Source organism: Denitratimonas organivorans (assembly GCF_037478135.1).
In the GTDB taxonomy this organism is placed as follows: domain Bacteria; phylum Pseudomonadota; class Gammaproteobacteria; order Xanthomonadales; family Xanthomonadaceae; genus Denitratimonas.
In genome coordinates this window covers 117,175-137,903 of sequence record NZ_JBBHDV010000007.1, presented here as the reverse complement: position 1 = coordinate 137,903, position 20,729 = coordinate 117,175, and the positions used below count along the sequence as shown (strand labels likewise).

The window sequence follows — 20,729 nt, the reverse complement described above, 5'->3', positions numbered from 1 at the left end:
CCCGCAGGGTTTCGTCTTGCCCGCTGCCGGGCGTAAGGCAGCAGTTGCTCGCCCTGACTTGTTCGCTGTGCGTCGTCATAGATCAATGCCGGTTCCGAAGGATTCGCCGCCCTCAACCGACGCTGCTCGATGTGGGCGGCAATTGGCACGGGCCGTCGACAGCCCACGCCGGGTGATTCATTCCAGGTCGTCGCTGATGCTGTCGCGCGCGCTCTGAAGCAGCGCCAGCAGCTGGTGTTGCTGCGCCGCTGGAACTTCACGCAGCAGGGTGGAAGCAATGCCGTCCTGCAATGCCTGCAACTGTGCGAACAGCCGCCGCCCGCTTGTACTCAGATGCAGGCGTCGGACCCGTCCATCGTCCGGGTCCGGGCGCCGCGTGAGCCAGCCTTGCTGCTGCAACTGCGCCAGCAGGCGCGCGATCTGCGCCTTGTCGGCGTGGCTGTGTTCGACCAGCTCGCGCTGGGTGATGCCGGGATGCCTGCCGGCGTGCATCAGTACCCGCTGGTGTCGCGTCTGGTGGCGATGACGGTCGAGCTGCCGCACTAGCGCAAACACCGGCGCAGGCGGAAAAAATCCCGCGATGCATTCGCGGGATCGGAAAGGCCGGATGAAGGGCCGGCGTCCTGCCGCAGCAGGCACGTTGCATGCCCGCGCCGTGGCCGGTGGCGATCAGGTCGCCACCGGTCTTTTGCAGGGAAGGCCGGCGGAGCGCCGCGTCAGCGCACCACCAGCACCGGGATCGTGCTGTGCGTGATCACCGCGTTGGCCTGGCTGCCGAGCAGCAGCCGGTTCAGGCCACGACGGCCGTGCGTGGCCATCACGATCAGGTCGGCGCCGATGGACTTGGCCGCCTCCAGGATGGCTTCGGCGGCGTAGCTGTCCTTCACGTAACGGGTCTGGTGGCTCACGCCCAGCTCGGTGGCGCGGTGCGCGGCGGCGGCGAGGATCTTCTCGGACGTTTCACGTGCGTGGGTGCGGTATTCCTCCAGCAGCGCGGCCGAGCCGCCCCACACCTGGCCGGCGTCGACCGCCTGCCAGGGCTCGCTGGCGGTGACGATGGTGGCCTTGGCACCGGTGGCGCGGGCCAGTTGCAGGCCCTGCTCCAGGCCCTTGTCGGCCAGTTCGGAGCCATCGGTGGCGATCAGTATCTGCGTGTACATGACTTCACTCCTGTTGCGTCTGGCGCCGGACCGGACCGCGTGCGAGGCGGCCCGGTGGCGCCGAGGATCAGTGGTCGCTGGCGGCGGTGGCGCCGATGCCGGTCTGGCTGCGTACCGTCAGTGCATCGAAGGCGGCACGTTCATTGACCGATGCCGCGCTCTTGTCGGTGATCGAGAACAGCCAGATCGCGACGAAGGCCAGCGGAATGGAGATGATGCCCGGATTCGGGAACGGCGTGATCGGCTCGGCGAAGCCGAACACATCCACCCACACCGTCTTGCTCAGCACCACCCACAGCGTGGCGGTCGCCAGACCGATGAATCCGCCAATCGTGGCACCGCGCGTGGTGCAGCCGCGCCAGGCGATCGACAGCAACAGCACCGGGAAGTTGGAGCTGGCCGCGATGGCGAAGGCCAGGCCCACCATGAAGGCCACGTTCTGGTTCTCGAACACGATGCCAAGCAGGATCGCGATGATGCCCAGGCTCACCGTGGCGATACGCGAAATCCGCATCTGCTGCTTCTCGGTGGCCCGGCCACGGGCGAACACATTGGCGTACAGGTCATGCGAGATCGCCGCTGCACCGGCCAGCGCCAGCCCGGCCACCACCGCCACGATGGTGGCGAAGGTCACTGCGGCCAGGAAGCCCAGCAGCAGGCTGCCGCCAACCGCGTTGGACAGGTGCACCGCGACCATGTTGGTGCCGCCAATCAGGCTGTTGATGATGTCGATCTCGCCGTTGGCGCTGGTGGTGAAGTACTCCGGATGCTTGTACAGGATCGCGATCGCGCCGAAGCCGATGATGAAGGTCAGCAGGTAGAAATAGCCGATGAAGGTGCTGGCGTAGATCACCGATTTGCGCGCCTCGTTGGCATTGGCCACGGTGAAGAAACGCATCAGGATGTGTGGCAGGCCGGCGGTACCGAAAGCCAGTGCCAGGCCCAGCGAAAGCGCGTTGAGCGGATTCGAGCTGACCTGCGCCCCGGGCGCCATGATCGCGTTGCCGGTCGGGTGGATCTTTACCGCTTCGGCCAGCATTACATCCGGATTGAAGTTGAACCCGGCCAGCACCAGCCCGGCGAGCAGCGTCGCACCGAACAGCATCAGCACCGCCTTGATGATCTGCACCCAGGTGGTCGCGGTCATGCCGCCGAAGGCCACGTAGACGATCATCAGCGCCCCGACGATGACCACCGCCAGGTTGTACTTGATGCCGAACAGCAACACGATCAGCTTGCCGGCGCCGACCATCTGCGCGATCAGGTACAGCGCGATGATCAACAGCGAGGCGCTGGCCGCCAGCACCCGCATCTTCGTCTGCCCGAGGCGGAACGAGGTCACGTCGGCGAAGTTGTAACGGCCCAGGTTGCGCAGCCGCTCGGCGATCAGGAACATCACCACCGGCCAGCCGAACAGGAAGCCGATGGCATAGATCATGCCGTCGAAGCCGCTGACGTAGACCATACCGGCAATGCCCAGGAACGACGCCGCCGACAGGTAATCGCCGGCAATCGCCAGACCGTTCTGGAAGCCGGTGATGCCACCGCCGGCGGTGTAGAAATCGGCCGTGGTCTTGGTGCGCCGCGCGGCCCACCAGGTGATGCCCATGGTGGCGGCGATGAACACCAGGAACATCACGATGGCCGGCGTGTTGGCCTGGGCTTCACCATTGCCTTGCGCCAGCGCGACGCCCGGCAGCAGGCCCAGCATGGTCAGGAAAAGCAGGGCGCGGATCATGTCGCGTCCTCCACGATGGCGCGGATCAGCGGATCGAACACCTTGTTGGAGACCTGCACATAGGCCGCGATCATCACCACCGCACTGACCGCCACCAGGGTTGCGGTCAGCACTCCGATACTGGTCGTGAAGCCGGCGCCGATCGGCCGTGCAAACAACTCCGGCACGAAGGCCAGGGTCAGGATGAACCCGGCGTAGACCACCAGCATCACCGCGAAGAACATCAGACTGATCGCATTGCGCTTGCGCACCAGCTGGTGATATTTCGGGTTGGCCAGCACCCGTGCTGTCACATCATCGGTTCGAGAACCCATTGCCTGTCTCCCTCGGAAATTCCCTGTTTCTGGATCGGTGTCCGCGTCCACCCCGGCGGACACGCAGTTCTGGATGGTGTGTGCCGGAATGTACGGAGCATGAAAACCCGATCACAGACGACCTTGGTAGAACGACTTTGGTCGTAGGACACAGCGCGATGCTGCCTTGCAGCACGGCCTCAGGCAGGGAAAAGAAACGGTGCGGATGGATGGCGTCAGGACGCGCGCGGGAGCGGCCTTGGCCGCGATGAAACCTCTTGGTGGGAGCCGGCGATCAGATCGCGGGCAGGCCCGCTTGTACCGGATTCGGCTCGGGAATCGTGCGAGTTGCCGGTGCCGCTCAGGCGCAGCCGGTCATATCTCCGGCCACCGGCACTTCCAGCGCCGCGCCGCGGCCTTCCACCCGTTCCTGGATGCGTGCGTCGCTGGCTTCCGTGTCGATGCCGCGGCTGCGGTACCACTCCGGGCTGTAGTAGCTGTGCGCGTAGCGTTCGCCGCTGTCGCACAGGATCGTGACGATCGAGCCTTCGCGGCCTTGCGCCTGCATCGCCTGCGCGGCGAGCAGCACGCCGACGAAATTGGTGCCGGTGGAACCACCCACGCGGCGGCCGAGGCGGGCGCTGACATGGCGCATTGCAGCAAGGCTCAAGTCATCGGGAATCTTCGCCATTGCGTCCACGCACTGCGGAATGAAGCTGGGTTCCACCCGTGGCCGGCCGATGCCTTCGATGCGCGAGCCGCAATGGTGGGTGCGGCTGCCATCGGCCACGCCGGCGAGCGCGTCGCGGTAGTAGTCGAAGAACACCGAGTGCTCCGGGTCCACGCACAGGATGCGGCTCGGGTGCTCGCGGTAGCGCACATAGCGCCCAAGTGTGGCGCTGGTGCCGCCGGTGCCGGGGCTGCACACGATCCAGTCGGGCACAGGATGTGGTTCCTGCGCCATCTGCTTGAAGATCGATTCGGCGATGTTGTTGTTGGCGCGCCAGTCGGTGGCACGCTCGGCATAGGTGAACTGATCCATGAAATGGCCGCCGCTTTCGCGCGCCAGGCGGGCAGATTCGGCATTGATCGCGGCCGGGTCGTCGACCAGGTGGCAGCGCCCGCCCTGGAATTCGATCGCGGCGATCTTGTCCGGCGAGGTACACGATGGGATCACCGCCAGGAACGGCAGCCCCAGCAGGCGCGCGAAATACGCTTCGGAAACGGCGGTGGAGCCGCTCGACGCCTCGATCACCGGGCTGCCCTCGCGCAGCCAGCCGTTCGCCAGTGCATACAGGAACAGCGAGCGCGCCAGGCGGTGCTTGAGGCTGCCGGTCGGGTGGCTGGATTCGTCCTTGAAGTAGACCTCGATGCCCGGATAGCCGGCCAGTGCCAGCGGGATCAGATGGGTATCGGCGGAGCGGTTGAAATCGGCTTCGATCTTGTGGATGGCCGCAGCCACCCATGCGCGCTGCGACATGGCGGTCGTCCTGAAGGAGATGCACACATGGTAGGACGTCCGCCGCTGCGGTGGGTGCGGCTTCAGCCGGCGGCGGCCACCGCGTTGCGGCCGGTGCGCTTGGCGCGGTAGAGCGCCTGGTCGGCGCTGCGCATCAGGTCCTCGAAATCCGTGGTCTGCGGCGGCGTGCGGCTGGAGATGCCGATGCTGATGGTGATGCGCCCGGCATCCGGATTGCCGCGATGCGCGATGTCCAGCGCGTGGATGCGCTGGCGCAGTGATTCGGCCACGGCGGTGGCGGCGGTTTCGTCCATATGCGGCAGGATCACGGCGAATTCCTCGCCGCCATAGCGTGCCACCAGCGCACCCGGATGGTCGGCCACCGCTGTGGCCAGTTCGCCGGCAACCTGTTGCAGACAGCGGTCGCCGGCCGGGTGACCGTAGAGGTCGTTGTAGGGTTTGAAGTGGTCGATGTCGATCATCAGCAGCGAAACCGGCTCGGCGCTGCGGGTGGCGTCGCGCCAGGCCTGTTCCAGCGCCTCGTCGAAGTGGCGACGGTTGGCGACCAGGGTCAACCCGTCGGTGGCGGAAAGCTCGCGCAGGCGGTCTTCCAGGCGCTTCTGCACCGTGACATCACGGAACACCATGACGTGCTGGCGCGCGTTGGCCTGCTCATCGGAGATCAGATCGATGCTGACCTCCATAGGAAAGCCTTCACCGTTGGCGCGGCGCGCCCAGAGCGTGCCGTCCCAATGGCTGGCGAGCTGCATGCGGCTGTGGATCTGTTGCAGGGTGTCGCCATCGTCATGCCCGAACAGCGGCAATACCCGGCCCTGCACCGCCTCGGCGGCAAAGCCGGTGATGCGGGTGAAGCCGGGATTGGCGCGCTGCACGCGCAGTTCCGGATCCACCACCACGATGGCTTCGCCGGTGTGGCGTACCACCGCATCGGCCAGACGCAGCCCGGCCTGGGCGCGCTGCAATTGCTCCAGCTGGGTCGCCAGCGTCCGGTTCAGCGATGCGAGCCGGCGGCCTGCCTTCTTCTGCTGGTGCAGGCCGAGCAGGAACAGCAGTTCCAGCAGCAGCACCAGTCCGGCGATGGCGATCGCGAACAGGCGGTAGCGGGCCAGCGTCGCGTTCCAGGAGTCGGCGCGGATGTCCATGCCCAGGATCGCCACGATGCCGCCGTCGGCAGTATGCACCGGTGCGATCGCGGTGATCCATTGGCCCCAGTTGTCGGTGTGCACCGGCTGTACCAGCGGCCGGCCGCTGTGCCAGACCTGGAACAGATCGTCGGAGGGGCCGTCATAGACATCGCCGGGGGCTGAATAGTCCGGCGATTCGGGGGCTTCGGCATCGGCCAGGAACAGCATCTTCTGCGGATCCGCAGTTGCCGGCCGCATCAGATAGACGAAACGGAAATCCGGATTCACATCGCGCGCGCGGCGCAGTTGGCCGCGTACCGCATCGAAGCTGGCGCTGCCGATGTCGCTGTCGTCACCGTGCAGGGCGGCGACGGGTTCCGAATCCAGCGTGGCGGTGACGGTGCGCGCCAGTGCCAGCACGCGGTCGTGTTCCAGCCGCTGGCCGAGATGGCCGACGAACTGCACGAACCACAACGACGCCAGCAGCGTCAGTACGAGGATCGCCGCGCCGAGCCAGAGGTGGCCGCGCGGCAGCGGTGCGGAAGGGGAATCGGGCATGGCGGCAGGCTCCGGAGAGCGCGCAGTCTAGCCGGTGCGGCGCGGTTTCGTGATGTTCCGCACGGGTTGGCGCGGCGACGCAGGCCCGGCTGGCCGCTGCATGGATGAGCGGGCATGCTCTTTCGTCATCGTACTTGACGTCGTAGCGCGGCGGGAGGAAAGGCGGCATGTGGCCGGGAATCATCATGACGTCGCTGGTGCTGGTGTTGTACGCGGCGGCGGTGGCCACGGTGCCGTGGCTGGGTTGGCTGTCGCCGCGCGCATCGTCACGCTGGGGATCTCGTTGCTGCTGGCCAATGGCGCACTGTGGTTCGCACGCCAACCGCAGCATTCGGCGCGGCGCCGGTTTGAGCTGACGTTCGCGGCCTGGTTGTGGATGGGGGTGCAGGCCGGCTGCCTGCTGTGGTTCGTGCTGGCTGAATGAGCCGGCGGCGGCGGGCGGCAAGGCGGCAGTAGACTCGCGGTTCCCCTACTGCTGGAGCACGCCATGTCGCGCTTTGTCCTTCTTGTCTGTTGTCTGCTGCTGCCTGCGCTGCCGGTCATGGCGCAGGACACCTCGCCGGCGGTCTCCGGGGTCAAGGAAACCCTCGCGCGCGGGGTGGAGAACGCGATCAACCAGCTGGGTCGGGAAGACGGGTTTCTTGAAGATCCGGCGGTACGCATCGGCCTGCCCGGACAGCTGGATGCGATCGCCCGCACCGCACGCAAGCTCGGCCAGGGCCAGTATGTGGATCAGCTGGAGCTGACGATGAACCGGGCCGCCGAGGCGGCGGTACCGGCCGCGGCCGAAGTGTTCGGCGATGCGATCCGGCAGATGTCGGTACGCGATGCGGCCGGCTTGCTGACCGGCGGCAAGCAATCGGCCACCGACTATTTCCGCGCCAGCAGTGGCGATGCCCTGCGCGAACGCCTGCTGCCGATCGTGGCCCAGGCCACGTCCTCCAGCGGAGCCACCGCGGCCTACAAGCGCCTGATGGACCAGGGCGGCGGGGCACTGGGTGGTGCGCTGGGCCGGCTCGCCGGCAGCCAGGGCGGCGACGCGGCGCAAGCGCTGGATCTGGACGCCTATGTCACCGACCAGGCGCTGGACGGGCTGTTCCACTACATCGGTGTGCAGGAGGAAGCGATCCGCAGCAATCCGGTGGAAAGCGGCAGCCGTCTGCTGGAATCGCTGTTCGGCGGTTGAACCGGAACTTCACCGCGACCGGTGTTGGCGGTCGCGGTGGAGAATCCGAGTGGCAATTGGTGCGGGAATTGCGGACCGCGCAGGGGCCGGATCAGCGTTCCAGGATCGCGGTCACGCCCATGCCGCCGGCGGTGCAGATCGAGATCAGGCCGCGGCCCGAACCCTTTTCCTGCAACAGCTTGGCCAGCGTGGCGACAATGCGGGCGCCAGTGGCGGCAAACGGATGCCCCAAGGCCAGCGAGGAGCCCACGACATTGAGCTTGGCCGGATCGATGCTGCCCAGTGCTCCTTCCAGACCGAGCTTGTCGCGGCAGAAGCTGTCCGATTCCCAAGCCCGCAGCGTGCACAGCACCTGCGCCGCGAAGGCTTCGTGGATCTCGTAGAAATCAAAATCCTGCAAGCTCAATCCGTGGCGCGCCAGCATCTGCGGCACGGCCCAAGCCGGTGCCATCAGCAGCCCTTCGCCATGCACGAAGTCCACCGCCGCGACCTGCGCATCGACGATCCATGCCTGCACTTCCAGCCCGCGTGAACGGGCCCATTCCTCGCTGCCCAGCAGCACCGCCGAGGCGCCATCGGTCAGCGGCGTGGAGTTGCCGGCAGTCAGCGTGCCATGGCCGGAATGGCGGTCGAAGGCGGGCTTGAGCGTGGCCAGCTTTTCCGGCGTGGTGTCCGGGCGCAGGATGTTGTCGCGCGCCACGCCACGGAACGGCACCACCAGGTTTTCGTAGAAACCGCGTTCGTAGGCGGCGGCGGCCTTGCGGTGCGAGTCGTAGGCCAGCTGGTCCTGATCGGCGCGGGCGATATCCCACTCGCGCGCCATCAGTTCGCAGTGTTCGCCCATGCTCTTGCCGGTACGCGGTTCGCCGACGCCGGGGAATTCGGGCTTGAGTTCGGCCGGCGAAAACCCCTTCAGCGCCTTCAGCCGCTGGCCGAAACTGCGCGCCCGGTTGAGATCGAGCAGACGCCGCCGCAACGACTTGTTGACCGCGATCGGCACATCCGAAGTGGTGTCCGAACCGCCGCCGATGCCGGCCTCGATCTGGCCGGTGGCGATCTTGTTGGCGACCGTGATGATGGTGTCCAGGCTGGTGCCGCAGGCGCGCTGCATCGTCAGGCCCGGCGTGGTCGGCGCCAGCCCCGAGGACAGCGTCGCCTCGCGCGCCAGATTCCAGTCCGAGGAGTGCTTCAGCACCGCACCCATCGCCACCTCACCCAGATGCGTGCCATGCAGATCAAAGCGTTCCACCAGCGCGCCCAGGGTGCGGATCGACATGCCCAGATTGCCGACGTCGTAGTAGGCGGTGTTGTTGCGACAGAACGGAATGCGCACCCCGCCGATCACGCCGACGGGATTCAGGGGGCGGGTCTTGCTCATCGTTGCACTCGACGCGTCACGTGGCGGGATTCGGAATCATAACGCAGTGCCCATACGGTGGCGAACGGTGGACGGTGGTGAACGGTGGATGCGCCCGGTGCTTACCCGGGAGCGGCTTGCGCCGCCTGTGTCACCTGCAGCGGTGTATCGAACCACGAGGGCATGAAGGACCACAGCATGAAGCCCCAGGAGCGCTCGCACAGTAGCCGCTGCCAGTGCGAGGCGATGTGCTGCAACAGGCCGGGCGCATCGGCCTCATGCACGCCGAGCACTTCCAGCCTCCGCCGTCCGGTGGCCAGGTCCAGCCCAAGGGTGAACACCACCACCGGAACCTGCGCGCGGCGTGCGATCAGCAACAGACCCTCGGCAAAATGCGCCGGGTGGCCGAACAGTGTCACCGGGCTGCCAAGTGCGGTTTCAGTCGGCGGCACGTCCGGCGTTCCTGCCACCCATCCGCCGCGCGCGATCATTCCCTGGGCCTGGCGCACTGTGCCCGGCGAGAAGATCAGCGGGCCGCCGGAAACCCGCTGCAGCTCGTTCAGGCGCAGCACGCCATACCAGTAGGCCAGACGCGAGCCGCCCATCGAACGTCGGCTGAAATGTCCGGCCAGCACCGAGGTTTCCACGCCTTGTTCACGCAGTGAGCGCATCGCCCACAGTCCCGGGCAAACATGGAAGAACACCCCCACCGCCGGCGTCTCCAGTTGCGGCCAGTCCTGCGCGATGTCCGTGTGGTGGCGCAGCCAGCGGCGCGAGCGGGTGCGGCTGATCCAGAAGTCGGCATGATCCACCAGCCGGCACAACCGGAACTGCCGCGCCCAGAGCGTTTCATCTCCAACGTCGACGAACTGCCGTGCCTGCGCCAGTGCGGCCTGCCATTCGTTGCGGTAGAGGAAGGCGAAGCGGGAGCAGAAGCGCAGCCAGCGGAAGCCGAGCGGCCAAGGCATCAGCGCGGTCAGGCCGGGGATCAGGTACAGCTCCAGCAGGGCACGGAACTCCAGGCGCAGCGCGGCGGGCATCGTGTGGCATCGATCAGGAAAAGGGGAGGCGATGGTACTGTAGCGCCCCGTTCCCCGCCTGCTCTGCTGTTCATGTCCTCTTCTTTGTGCAATTACGGCGCCCTGGCGCTGGAGTGTTCGGCCACGTTGAGCCAGCCCACGCTGGCGCGCGATCAGGCAGCGGAGCTGGCCGGTCATGTCGCTGCCGATCTGGCGCGCCTGCTGCCGGGTGTCGAACAACTGGATCTGGGTGTGGCCGCCGCTGCTTTCGATCCGGCCGAACTGTTGCGTCCGGGCTGGCCGCTGCACGCCACCCTGGCCGAGCTGGTGGAACGCGCGCCCGGGCGTGGCATGGCGCGGGTGCTGGGTTTTGGCAGCCATGAAGGCGAGATGCCGCGTGGCCTGACGCCGGACCCGGTGCTGCGTGAAGGCCCGCTGCGGCTGGTGCCGTTCGTGCTGCAGGGCGAGGCCGATGCAGTGGTCGCGGTCGGGCGGGAAATGGAGGAGGTGCTGCTGGAAACCGGCATGGCCCAGGCTGCGACCGCGCTGTACGCGCAGCAGGCGTTCGGCACGCCGCTGGAGCACGTGCGTTATCTGAGCCTCAACGATCTGCTGGCGATGACCGCGATGCAGTACGAACACGCCGGCATCGGCCCGCTGTGGCCGCTGATCGAAACCGCGCTGCTGACGCCCGAGCGCGAGGAATGGCTGGATGCCCCGCCCGAACCGCTGTTGCACTGGAACCAGGGCGAGGCACGCATCGCCTTGATGGATCTGCCCTTGTGGTCGGAAGCCGGTTTCGCGCCGCGCGGTATCGACGCGGAGCGGATTTCCCAGGCCTACGAACACTTCCAGATGCGCCAGCGCCAGTTCGCCGCCGTGCTGGGCAGCCACGCGATCCCGCTGCGCTTCGACCACTGCGGCAGCGGCCAGGATCCGCGCCGCGCTGTGGCCGACTGATACCTTTCCCGCACTGCAACCGAGGCACCCGCCGTGTCCCTGCCCGTCCTGCCCGATGCCCCGCTGATCGCGCTGCACAATGCCGATCTGCATGCGCCCGATCCACGCGGTCTGTGCCATTTGCTGCTGGGTGGCGGCAAGGTGCTGTGGATCGGTCGTGACCGGGCCGAACTGCCGGCCAGTCTCGGTGCGCAGGTGCTGGATCTGGAAGGCCGGCGCCTGATTCCCGGCCTGATCGACGGCCATGTGCATGTCACCGGCGGTGGCGGTGAAGCCGGTTTCCGCAGCCGGGTGCCGGCGCTGCCACTGTCGCATTACACCCGTGGCGGCATCACCACGGTGATCGGCCTGCTGGGCACCGACGATATCGCGCGCGGCCCGCGCGAACTGCTGGCCACGATCTACGCGCTGCGCGAGGAAGGGCTGTCGGCCTTCGGCCATTGCGGCGGTTACCACCTGCCGCCGGCGACGCTGACCGGCTCGGTGCGCGGCGATCTGGTGTTTCTGGAACCGCTGATCGGCGTCGGTGAGCTGGCGCTGTCGGATCACCGTTCCAGCCAGCCGACCCTGGACGAACTGCTGCGCATCGCCTCCGAGGCGCATGTGGCCGGGCTGATGACCGGCAAGGCCGGTTTGCTGCATCTGCACCTGGGCGATGGCCCGCGCGGCCTGGATCTGGTGCGCCGTGCGCTGGAGCAAAGCGAGCTGCCGCCGCGCGTGTTCCAGCCGACCCACGTCAACCGCCGCCGCGCATTGTTCGACGAGTCGCTGGAACTGGCACGCCGCGGTGTGCCGGTCGATGTCACCGCATTTCCGGTGGAAGAGGGCGAGGACGCCTGGAGCGCGGCCGATGCCTTCATCCGCTACCACGACGAAGGCGCGCCGCCGCAGCGGTTGACGATCAGTTCCGATGCCGGCGGCTGCCTGCCGTGCTTCGACGACGAGGGCAAGGTCTGCGGCATGGATGTCGGCAAACCCGGCGCGCTGCTGGAAACGCTCGGCGAACTGCTTGACCGCGGCGTGCCGCTGGCGCAGGCGCTGCCGGTGTTCACCTCGAACGCGGCCAGTACGCTGCGTCTGGCCGGCAAGGGCCGTATCGCGATCGGCGCCGATGCCGACCTGGTCTGTCTGGATGAACAGCACCGCGCGCTGCACGTGATCGCACGCGGCCGGCTGCACCGGCGCGGTGGAAAAACCTGCCTGCACGGCAGTTTCGAGCGCGCCGCAGACTGAGGCAAAAGCTTGAACCCGGTCCGGTTCCCGCGCCTGCGGAGCTTGGCAATCAGGCAAAACGCGGCAAGAATCACCGGCCGCCACGTCCGGCGGCAGCAGCAGGGGAAGTGCAAGCATGTGTCCGAGCAAGGTCGCCGAGGGCGATGAGCGTGGCTGGATCGTGCCGATCGGCGGAGCCGAGGAAAAGGAACACGATCCGCGCATCCTCAAGCGCTTCGTGCGCCTGTGCGGCGGCCGTGATGCCAATATCGTCGTGATCCCGACCGCCAGCCGGCTGGAAGACACCGGCCCGCGCTATGAGAAGATCTTCACCGACATCGGTGCCGCGCACGTCACTTCGCTGAACTTTTCCACCCGCGCCGACGGCGACAACGAAGGCTGGCTGGAACGCATCGCGCACGCCACCGGGGTGTTCTTCACCGGCGGCAACCAGCTGCGCCTGTCCACCATCCTGGGCGGCACCCGCGCCGCCAAGATGATCCGCCAGGCCAACGCCGCCGGGGTGACCGTCGGCGGCACCAGCGCCGGTGCCAGCATCCTGTCCGAGCACATGATCGCGTTCGGCACAGAGGGCAGTTCGCCGCGCGCCGACAGCGTGCGTCTGGCACCGGGTCTGGGCCTGACCAACCGTTTCATCATCGACCAGCACTTCCGCCAGCGCGACCGCCTCGGCCGTCTGGTCACGGCGCTGGCCTACAACCCGTTCTCGGTCGGCATCGGGCTGGACGAAGACACCGCCGCCTTCATCGGCCCGGACAACACGCTGGATGTCGAAGGCTCCGGCGCGGTCACCGTGGTCGATGCCGAGGGTGCCGAGTTCTCCTCGATGGCGCAGGCCGACGAGAACGACCCGGTCTGCCTGATCGGTCTGCGTGTCCACATTCTGGTGCGCGGCGCCACCTTCAACCTGCATACGCGCAGGGCTTCGGCCGGACTGTTGCAGCCCTCCTGAGCTGCACCGTGCGCGAATCATCCGCGCATGGTTTCCCCGCCCGGCGGTTTTGGGCATCCTGCAATGCTCACGGGGAGTTGAAGCAGAAGGGGTAAACCATGCGCATCGTTGATCGTTCCGTCTATGTCGGGCCGTCGTTGTACGCCCATTTCCCGGTGATCCGGCTGGAGCTGGAACTGGGGGAACTGGAACACTGGCCATCGGCGCGGCTGGGCGAGGGGTTCATCAACGGTCTGCTGGAAGCATTGCCGGGGCTGGCCGAACACGGCTGTTCCTACCGCGAACCCGGCGGCTTCGTGCGCCGCCTGCGCGAGGACCAGGGCACCTGGCTGGGGCATGTGTTCGAGCATGTCGCGATCGAACTGCAGAACATCGCCGGCGAAGACGTCACCTTCGGCAAGACCCGCAGCGTGGACGGCAAGCCCGGCGTCTACACCGTGGTCTACGAATACACCCAGCGCGAGGAAGGCATCGCCGCCGGCGAGCTGGCACTGAAGCTGCTGGGCTCGCTGCTGCCGCCGGAACTGCGCACTCACGTTGCGGTGCCGGAGGGTTTCGACTGGGCCACTGAACGCGACGACTTCATCCGCTACGCCCAGCGCCGCGCGCTCGGGCCTTCGACCGCCTCGCTGGTGCAGGCCGCGCAGGATCGCGGGATTCCGTCGCTGCGCCTGAACCAGTATTCGCTGGTGCAGCTGGGCCACGGCAAATACCAGCAGCGCATCCAGGCCACGGTCACCGGCAAGACCCCGCACATCGCGGTGGAGCTGGCCGGCGACAAGGAGGAAACCAACCGCATCCTGTCCACCCTCGGCCTGCCGGTGCCGCGCCAGGAACTGGTGACGAGCGAGGATGGCGCGATCCGCGCCGCGCGCCGGCTCGGTGGGCCGGTCGTGACCAAGCCGTACAACGGCAACCACGGGCGTGGCATCACCATCGGCATCGAGGGGCCCGAAGCGGTGCGCGAAGGCTACCGCGCCGCACGCGAGCATTCGCGCTCGGTGATCGTGGAAACCTTCCAGTCCGGCGACGACCACCGCCTGCTGGTGGTCAACGGCGGACTGGTCGCCGCCACGCGCCGCACGCCCGGTCATGTCGTGGGCGATGGCAAACACAGCATCGCCGAACTGGTCGAGATCGTGAACGCCGATCCACGCCGCGGCATCGGGCACGAGAAGGTGCTGACCCGCATCGTGCTCGACGCCCAGGCCGAACAGATGATGCAGCGCGTCGGCTACACCGCCGAGTCGGTGCCCGCGCCTGACGAAATCGTCTACCTGCGTTCCACCGCCAACCTGTCCACCGGCGGCACCGCGACCGATGTCACCGACATCATCCACCCGGACAACCGCGACATGGCGGTGCGCGCGGTGCGCGCCATCGGGCTGGACGTGGGCGGCGTCGACTTCATCACGCCCAATATCGCCGAGAGCTACAAGAAGATCGGCGGGGCGATCTGCGAAGTGAATGCCGCGCCCGGCTTCCGCATGCACGTGGCACCCAGCGAAGGCACCCCGCGCGACGCCGCCGGCCCGGTGATCGACATGCTGTTCCCGCCCGGCGCGCCGAGCCGCGTGCCGATTGCCGCCGTCACTGGCACCAACGGCAAGACCACCACCGCGCGGATGCTGGCGCATATCGCCAAGATGGCCGGCTTCACCCCGGGCCTGACCACCACCGATGGCGTTTACATCGACGGCCAGCGCACGGTCGAGGGCGACATGACCGGCCCGGTCTCGGCACGCATGGTGCTGGCCGATCCGCAGATCGATCTGGCGGTGCTGGAAACCGCACGCGGCGGCCTGCTGCGCGCCGGCATGGGTGTATCCGAAGTCAACGTCGGCGCGGTGCTGAACGTGCAGTCCGACCACCTCGGCCTGAAGGGCATCGACACCCTGGAACAACTGGCCCCGGTCAAGCGCATCGTGGTGGAAGTGGCGACCGACTGCGCCGTGCTCAATGCCGATGACCCGCTGGTGCTGAAGATGTCCGGTTACGTGGACGCCAAGACCATCTGCTACGTCAGCACCAACCCTTCGCATCCGCTGGTGCGCGAGCACATCCGCGCCGGTGGCCGCGCCTGCGCGCTGGAGGCCGGCATCAATGGCCAGATGATCACGCTGTACGACAAGGGCAGCCACATCCCGCTGCTGTGGACCCATCTGGTGCCGGCCACGCTCGAAGGCCGCGCTATGCACAACGTGCAGAACGCGATGTTCGCCGCCGCGATGGCGTTCTCGCTGGGCATCAAGCTGGATGCGATCCGCCAGGGCCTGCGCACCTTCGACACCACCTTCTTCCAGGCGCCGGGCCGCATGAACGTGTTCGACGAACACCCGTTCAAGGTGCTGTTCGACTACGGCCACAACGCCCACGCCATCGCCGCGATGGCCGATCTGGCGCAACGTCTGGATGTCACCGGCCGCCGCATCGTGGTGCTGGCCGCGCCCGGTGACCGGCGTGACGAGGACATCTTCGAAATCGCGCGCGCCGCTGCCGGCAAGTTCGACCACTACATCTGCCGGCGTGACGACAATCTGCGCGGCCGCGATGGCGACGAAGTGCCGCGCCTGCTGCTGCGTGGCCTGGTCGAGGCCGGTGTGGATGCCGCCTGCATCGAGGAAATCCAGGACGAACAGCAGGCCATCGATCACGCTCTGCGCATGGCCCAGGCCGGCGACCTGCTGCTGGTGTTCGCCGATGCGCTGACCCGCTCGTGGAAGCAGATCATCAAGTTCCGCCCGGAAGGCGCTGTCGAATCACCCGCCGCCAGCGTGCCGGTGCTGCCGGAAAGCCCGCCGGATGATCCGGCCGCGCTGGCCCGCGAAGCCGAGCTGCGGACGTTGATGGAAGGCATGGTGCGCGACGAACGCGGCATCGTGTTCGCACGCGAGGAAGACGACTAGGCCCAAAGCCTGCTCCCTCTCCCCCGCATGGCGGGGGGGGGGGGCGAGCAGGGCTTTCGAGCGGCGAAGCCGCGAGCCTGTGAGCGCCAGCCGACATGCAAGTCGGCTGGCCGGGCGCGAAGCGGGGTTGGGGTGAGGGGGCTTTTCATGGAGGTCAAAAGCACTCGCGCCTGCGACGCCCGCCCCCTCATGCTGCCTCTCTCCACGCAACGGCTGGGGTGAGGAAATCCGCCATCATCCAATGAGCTGCCATCCCATGCTTCCCTTCGACGATTCCCGCCGCCTGACCGGCCCCAATCCGTATTTCGCAGTCCCCGGCGCGGCGCTGGAAAGCGTCGGCATCGCTGTTGATACGGCGATGCTGGAGCGCTGGCGCGCGAACATCGTCCGGATGCGCGCCGTGCTGGGCTGGCCGGCCGATGAGCCTGTGGTCGCGCGGCCCCATGCCAGCGGCGCCAGTCTGGCTTTCGCCGCTCCGCCTGACCGGTTGTTGTGTGCCACCGAAGTCAACGAATGGGCCTGGGGCGCGGCCTGCGAACGCGATGTCGGTCATGCGCCCGGCCATCCTGCAACCTGGGATATTGAACTGGCGCAGCACACGCTGGCGGCGCTGGCCGCCGACGAGGCCATTCCGGCGCTGAAAGCCTGGCTGGATGCCGCCGCGCGCCATCGTGTCCCGGTGCTGCTGGGCGAGGATCTGTTGAGTCTGGGCAGTGGCGAGGGTGGTATCGATATCCCGCTTTCCGAATTGGCTGCCGCACCGCAACCGGACTGGGACCGACTGCGCAGCGTGCCCACCGCTGTGGTCACCGGCTCCAATGGCAAAACCACCACGGTGCGCCTGATCGCCGCGATGCAGCGTGCCATTGGCCGACGCGTGGGCTACAGCTGCACCGACGGCCTGTTCGTCGAAGGACACAGACTGGACAGCGGCGATTATTCCGGCCCGATCGGCGCGCGCACCGTGCTGCGCCGGCGCGATATCGACGCCGCCGTGCTCGAAACCGCGCGCGGTGGCCTGCTGCGGCGCGGACTGGCGCTGCAGCAAGCCGATGTGGCCGTGGTCACCAACATCAGCGCCGATCATTTCGGCGAATACGGGGTGCACAGCGTCGCTGATCTGGCACGGGTGAAACTGACCGTCGCGCAAGTCGTCCGCGACCGGGGTTCCGACCCGACGCCAACGCCGGGCCTGCTGGTGCTCAACGCCGACGATGCGCAACTGCGCGCCGCTGCCGCCGATGTGGCGGTGCCGGTCGGCTGGTTTTCGCTGGAGGCCGCTGATCCGTTCCTGCACCAACACGCTTCGCACTCACCCGCCTGCGTGCAGCGCGACGGTGCGCTGTGGCTGCATCCGGACGGCGTCGCCGCTGCCGGCATCCATCTGGGCGACGTGGCCGACATGCCGCTCACGTTGCAGGGCGTGGCGCGCTACAACATCGCCAATCTGGCCGGCGCGGCGCTGGCCGGTTTCGCACTCGGCGTGCCGGCGCAGGTCATCGCCGCAGTGCTGGCCGATTTCGGCAACGCCAACCACGACAACCGCGGCCGGCTGGAACGCTGGAACATCGGCGGCGTGCAGGTGCTGCTGGACTATGCACACAACCCCGAAGGCCTGGCCGGCCTGCTCGACGTGGCCGGCGCGCTGCGCGGTGATGGTCGCCTTGGCCTGATCCTCGGCCATGCCGGCAACCGGCTGGATGACGATTTCCGCGCATTGGCGCAGGTGGCGGCGCGGCACCGCCCGGACCGGGTCGTGCTCAAGGACATCGCCGGCTACGAACGCGGCCGCAGCTCCGGCGAGATCGCCGCAATGATGCGCCAGACCCTGCAAGCCGACGGCCTCGCACCCGACGCGATCCACTTCATCGCCGATGAAACCGCCGCCACCGCCCACCTGCTCGACTGGGCCGAATCCGGCGACATCCTGGTCCTGCCGATCCACGGCTTCGCCGCCAAGGACGCGATCATCCCGATGCTCGATGCACTCGCGGCCGGGCGCTGACGCCATTGCGTTGAAAAGCGTCGCTTTGTTGCGGATGCCGGATCCTGCTCGTCACCACCACGCTCCAGGCTACTGATCTTCACGCGTTGGGGTTCGCTGCGCTCACCGCCAACCTATTCGTTCATTCACTCCGCATAGGTCGGGATGAGCCCGGCGAACCCCGACATCAGGCAAGTCACTGACGCCATATCCGTTCCGCCATCACGTCCCCGACTGTCACCGCCGCCGCGACGGGGTATTTCCTGAAATGCCGCCCATCTGAATCGCCGCAGAGCCCATTCGCACGCGTTTCCGGCGCACTGGTACACTACCCGGCTTGTCGAGGAAACCCCGATGTCGTTCAAAGACCATCTCCGCGAGCTGGTGCTGCAGGCCCTGCTCGATCTCAAGCGTGCCGGCACGATCGAACTGGAGGGCGAACCCGCCTTCGTGATCGAGCGTAGCAAGAACCCTGAGCACGGCGACTACGCCACCAACGTGGCCATGCTGCTGGCCAAGCCGCTGCGCCGCAATCCGCGCGAGCTGGCACAGGCCATCGCGGACACCTTCCCAAAGTCGCAGCACATCGAGAAGGTCGACATTGCCGGCCCGGGCTTCATCAACATCAAACTCAATCTGGCCTGCCGCCAGAGTGCGGTGCGGCGCGTGCTGGAGCAGGGCGAACGCTTCGGCCATCAGCCGGAAGGCTCGCGCGAATCGATGACCATCGAGTTTGTTTCGGCCAACCCGAACGGCCCGCTGCATGTGGGTCACGGCCGCGGCGCCGCTTATGGCGCGAGCCTGGCCAACATCAAGGAAGCCGCCGGCCATACCGTCCAGCGCGAGTACTACGTCAACGATGCCGGCCGGCAGATGGACATCCTGGCCGTCAGCGTCTGGGTGCGTTATCTGGAACTGGGCGGCGTCAGCGTGCGCTTCCCGGACAACGGCTACCGGGGTGATTACGTGGTCGAAATCGCCCGTGCCTTGCGCGCGCGCGAAGGCGACCGCCTGCTGCACAAGGCGGTCGATGTGCAGGCCGATCTGCCGCCGGATGAAACCCAGGGCACCGAACAGGCACCCGGCGACAAGGAAGCCCATGTCGATGCGCTGATCGCGCGCGCCCGCAACCTGCTGGGCGAGGCCGACTACCGCATCGTTTTCGAGGCCGGTCTGGACTGGTGCCTGGCCGATATCCGCGACGATCTGGGCCAGTTCCGTGTCAAGCACGACAACTTCTTCTCCGAACGCTCGCTGATGACCGACGGTTACGTCGCGCGCGCCATCGACACCTTGCGCGCCAAGGGCCATCTGTACGAAAAGGGTGGCGCCACCTGGTTCCGCGCCACCGATTTCGGTGACGACAAGGACCGCGTCGTGGTGCGCGAGAACGGCGTCAGCACCTACTTCGCCTCGGATCTGGGCTATCTGTTGAGCAAGTTCGAGCGCGGCTACGAGCGCGCGCTGTACGTGTTCGGTGCCGACCACCACGGCTACATCGCACGCCTGCGTGCCGCCGCCGATGGTCTGGGCCTGGACCAGACGAAGATCGACATCCAGCTGGTGCAGTTCGCGATCCTGTATCGCGGTGCCGAGCGCGTGCAGATGTCGACCCGCGCCGGCAGCTTCGTCACCCTGCGCGAACTGCGCGACGAGGTCGGCACGGATGCCGCGCGCTTCTTCTACGTCATGCGCGGCAACGACCAGCACCTGGATTTCGATCTGGAACTGGCGCGCAAACAGTCCAACGACAACCCGGTCTACTACATCCAGTACGCCCACGCCCGCGTCTGCGCACTGCTGCGGCAGATGGCGGAAAAACAGTGGACCTACACCCGCACCGCGATCGAAGCCGCCCGCACCCGTCTGGTGGAACCGCAGGAGCAGGACCTGCTGATGGAACTGCTGCGCTTCCCGGAAGTGATCGACTCGGCCGCCGCCAACGACGCCCCGCAGCTGATCGCCACCTACCTGCGTGAACTGGCCGGCGAGTTCCACAGCTACTACAACGCCACCGCGATCCTCGTGCCCGAAGAGGAACTGCGCAACGCCCGCATCGGGCTGTGCCTGGCGATCCGCCAGGTGCTGGTGAACGGGCTGGTACTGATCGGGGTATCCGCACCGGAGACGATGTGATGGCTGCTCGACGCAGGAAAACCCAGGCCCGCCGTGGCAACGAACGCCGCATCCCCGTATGGCTGTGGCTGCTGGGTGGCGTGCTGATCGGCCTGGGCCTGTCGGCCGCCGTACTGATCTGGGAACGCGACGGCAAACTGCCCGGCCCGCGCCCGAACCCGGCCGCCACCGCACCGCGCGAATCCGATCCGCCGATCGCCCCGGCCAAGGCGCCGGAAGCCGAACGCCAGAAGCCGCGCTACGACTTCTACACCCTGCTGCGCGAGCGCGAAACCGCCGTGCCCGATACCGAACTGGCGGAAAAGGTCCGCGCCGAAGCCGCCCAACCGGCCAACGCCCCGACCACCACGCAGCCGGCGCGTGAGCGTTACCAGCTCCAGGCCGGCGCCTTCCGCGACATGCGCGATGCCGACGCAATGAAGGCGCGCATCGCGCTGGCCGGCCTCCAGGCCCGGGTCGAACCGGCCGAAGTCAACGGCACCACGATGTACCGCGTGCGCCTTGGCCCCTACGCCACCGCGCGCGAACTGGAAGAAGCCAAGCGCCAGCTGGCCAGCAACGGCGTACCCGACACCCTGGCGGTGCGCGAAGCGATTCCCTGAGGCTCCGCTGTGCTGCCGCCCGGCAGCACGCCAGGGCGGCC

17 protein-coding genes are annotated in these 20,729 nt (G+C 67.4%); 9 read left to right on the top strand and 8 right to left on the bottom strand.

Features of this window, described 5'->3' with window-relative positions; genetic code table 11:
• Positions 1-177: 177 nt before the first annotated feature.
• From WDB66_RS09380 to WDB66_RS09355, 6 genes are all read right to left on the bottom strand, one after another.
• Positions 178-543: a MarR family winged helix-turn-helix transcriptional regulator gene (locus WDB66_RS09380; RefSeq protein ID WP_339398293.1), complete on the bottom strand. Its 366-nt coding sequence runs from the start codon at positions 541-543 to the stop codon at positions 178-180.
• Between the two features lie 173 nt (positions 544-716).
• Positions 717-1,160: a universal stress protein gene (locus tag WDB66_RS09375; RefSeq protein WP_339398292.1), complete on the bottom strand. Its 444-nt coding sequence runs from the start codon at positions 1,158-1,160 to the stop codon at positions 717-719.
• Between the two features lie 67 nt (positions 1,161-1,227).
• A complete protein-coding gene (gene actP / locus WDB66_RS09370; protein ID WP_339398291.1) occupies positions 1,228-2,898 on the bottom strand; it encodes a cation/acetate symporter ActP in 1,671 nt (556 codons plus the stop codon).
• Entirely contained in the window at positions 2,895-3,212 is a 318-nt protein-coding gene (locus WDB66_RS09365; RefSeq protein WP_339398290.1) for a DUF485 domain-containing protein, read from the bottom strand. Before WDB66_RS09365 ends, actP begins: the two co-directional genes overlap by 4 nt.
• A 340-nt stretch (positions 3,213-3,552) precedes the next feature.
• The gene (locus tag WDB66_RS09360) at positions 3,553-4,671 is read right to left on the bottom strand and encodes a PLP-dependent cysteine synthase family protein (protein ID WP_339398289.1); all 1,119 of its coding nucleotides are present in this window, start codon (positions 4,669-4,671) and stop codon (positions 3,553-3,555) included.
• Positions 4,672-4,733: 62 nt separating this feature from the next.
• The gene (locus WDB66_RS09355; RefSeq protein WP_339398288.1) at positions 4,734-6,353 is read right to left on the bottom strand and encodes a diguanylate cyclase domain-containing protein; all 1,620 of its coding nucleotides are present in this window, start codon (positions 6,351-6,353) and stop codon (positions 4,734-4,736) included.
• Positions 6,354-6,588: 235 nt separating this feature from the next.
• On the opposite strand from WDB66_RS09355, the gene WDB66_RS09350 reads away from it, so the two are divergent.
• Together WDB66_RS09350 and WDB66_RS09345 are read left to right on the top strand one after the other, a co-directional pair.
• A complete protein-coding gene (locus tag WDB66_RS09350) occupies positions 6,589-6,777 on the top strand; it encodes a hypothetical protein (protein WP_339398287.1) in 189 nt (62 codons plus the stop codon).
• A gap of 63 nt (positions 6,778-6,840) precedes the next feature.
• Positions 6,841-7,539 (top strand): DUF4197 domain-containing protein, encoded by a 699-nt coding sequence (locus WDB66_RS09345; protein ID WP_339398286.1) that lies wholly within the window; start codon positions 6,841-6,843, stop codon positions 7,537-7,539.
• 91 nt (positions 7,540-7,630) lie between these two features.
• On the opposite strand, the gene WDB66_RS09340 is transcribed toward WDB66_RS09345, so the two are convergent.
• Both WDB66_RS09340 and WDB66_RS09335 read right to left on the bottom strand, forming a co-directional pair.
• Entirely contained in the window at positions 7,631-8,917 is a 1,287-nt protein-coding gene (locus WDB66_RS09340; RefSeq protein ID WP_339398285.1) for an acetyl-CoA C-acetyltransferase, read from the bottom strand.
• 101 nt (positions 8,918-9,018) lie between these two features.
• On the bottom strand, positions 9,019-9,936 hold the full coding sequence (locus WDB66_RS09335) for a hypothetical protein (protein WP_339398284.1): 918 nt from the start codon (positions 9,934-9,936) through the stop codon (positions 9,019-9,021).
• Positions 9,937-10,008: 72 nt separating this feature from the next.
• On the opposite strand from WDB66_RS09335, the gene WDB66_RS09330 reads away from it, so the two are divergent.
• From WDB66_RS09330 to WDB66_RS09300, 7 genes are all read left to right on the top strand, one after another.
• Positions 10,009-10,875 (top strand): hypothetical protein, encoded by an 867-nt coding sequence (locus WDB66_RS09330; protein WP_339398283.1) that lies wholly within the window; start codon positions 10,009-10,011, stop codon positions 10,873-10,875.
• A gap of 33 nt (positions 10,876-10,908) precedes the next feature.
• The gene (gene iadA / locus WDB66_RS09325) at positions 10,909-12,108 is read left to right on the top strand and encodes a beta-aspartyl-peptidase (protein ID WP_339398282.1); all 1,200 of its coding nucleotides are present in this window, start codon (positions 10,909-10,911) and stop codon (positions 12,106-12,108) included.
• Positions 12,109-12,223: 115 nt separating this feature from the next.
• Entirely contained in the window at positions 12,224-13,060 is an 837-nt protein-coding gene (locus tag WDB66_RS09320; RefSeq protein ID WP_339398281.1) for a cyanophycinase, read from the top strand.
• Positions 13,061-13,158: 98 nt separating this feature from the next.
• The gene (cphA, locus tag WDB66_RS09315) at positions 13,159-15,966 is read left to right on the top strand and encodes a cyanophycin synthetase (protein ID WP_339398280.1); all 2,808 of its coding nucleotides are present in this window, start codon (positions 13,159-13,161) and stop codon (positions 15,964-15,966) included.
• Positions 15,967-16,222: 256 nt separating this feature from the next.
• On the top strand, positions 16,223-17,971 hold the full coding sequence (locus WDB66_RS09310; protein WP_339398279.1) for a Mur ligase family protein: 1,749 nt from the start codon (positions 16,223-16,225) through the stop codon (positions 17,969-17,971).
• A gap of 333 nt (positions 17,972-18,304) precedes the next feature.
• Positions 18,305-20,086, top strand: a complete 1,782-nt coding sequence (gene argS, locus WDB66_RS09305; protein ID WP_339398278.1) for an arginine--tRNA ligase — start codon at positions 18,305-18,307, stop codon at positions 20,084-20,086.
• The gene (locus WDB66_RS09300) at positions 20,086-20,688 is read left to right on the top strand and encodes an SPOR domain-containing protein (RefSeq protein ID WP_339398277.1); all 603 of its coding nucleotides are present in this window, start codon (positions 20,086-20,088) and stop codon (positions 20,686-20,688) included. Before argS ends, WDB66_RS09300 begins: the two co-directional genes overlap by 1 nt.
• Positions 20,689-20,729: the final 41 nt, after the last annotated feature.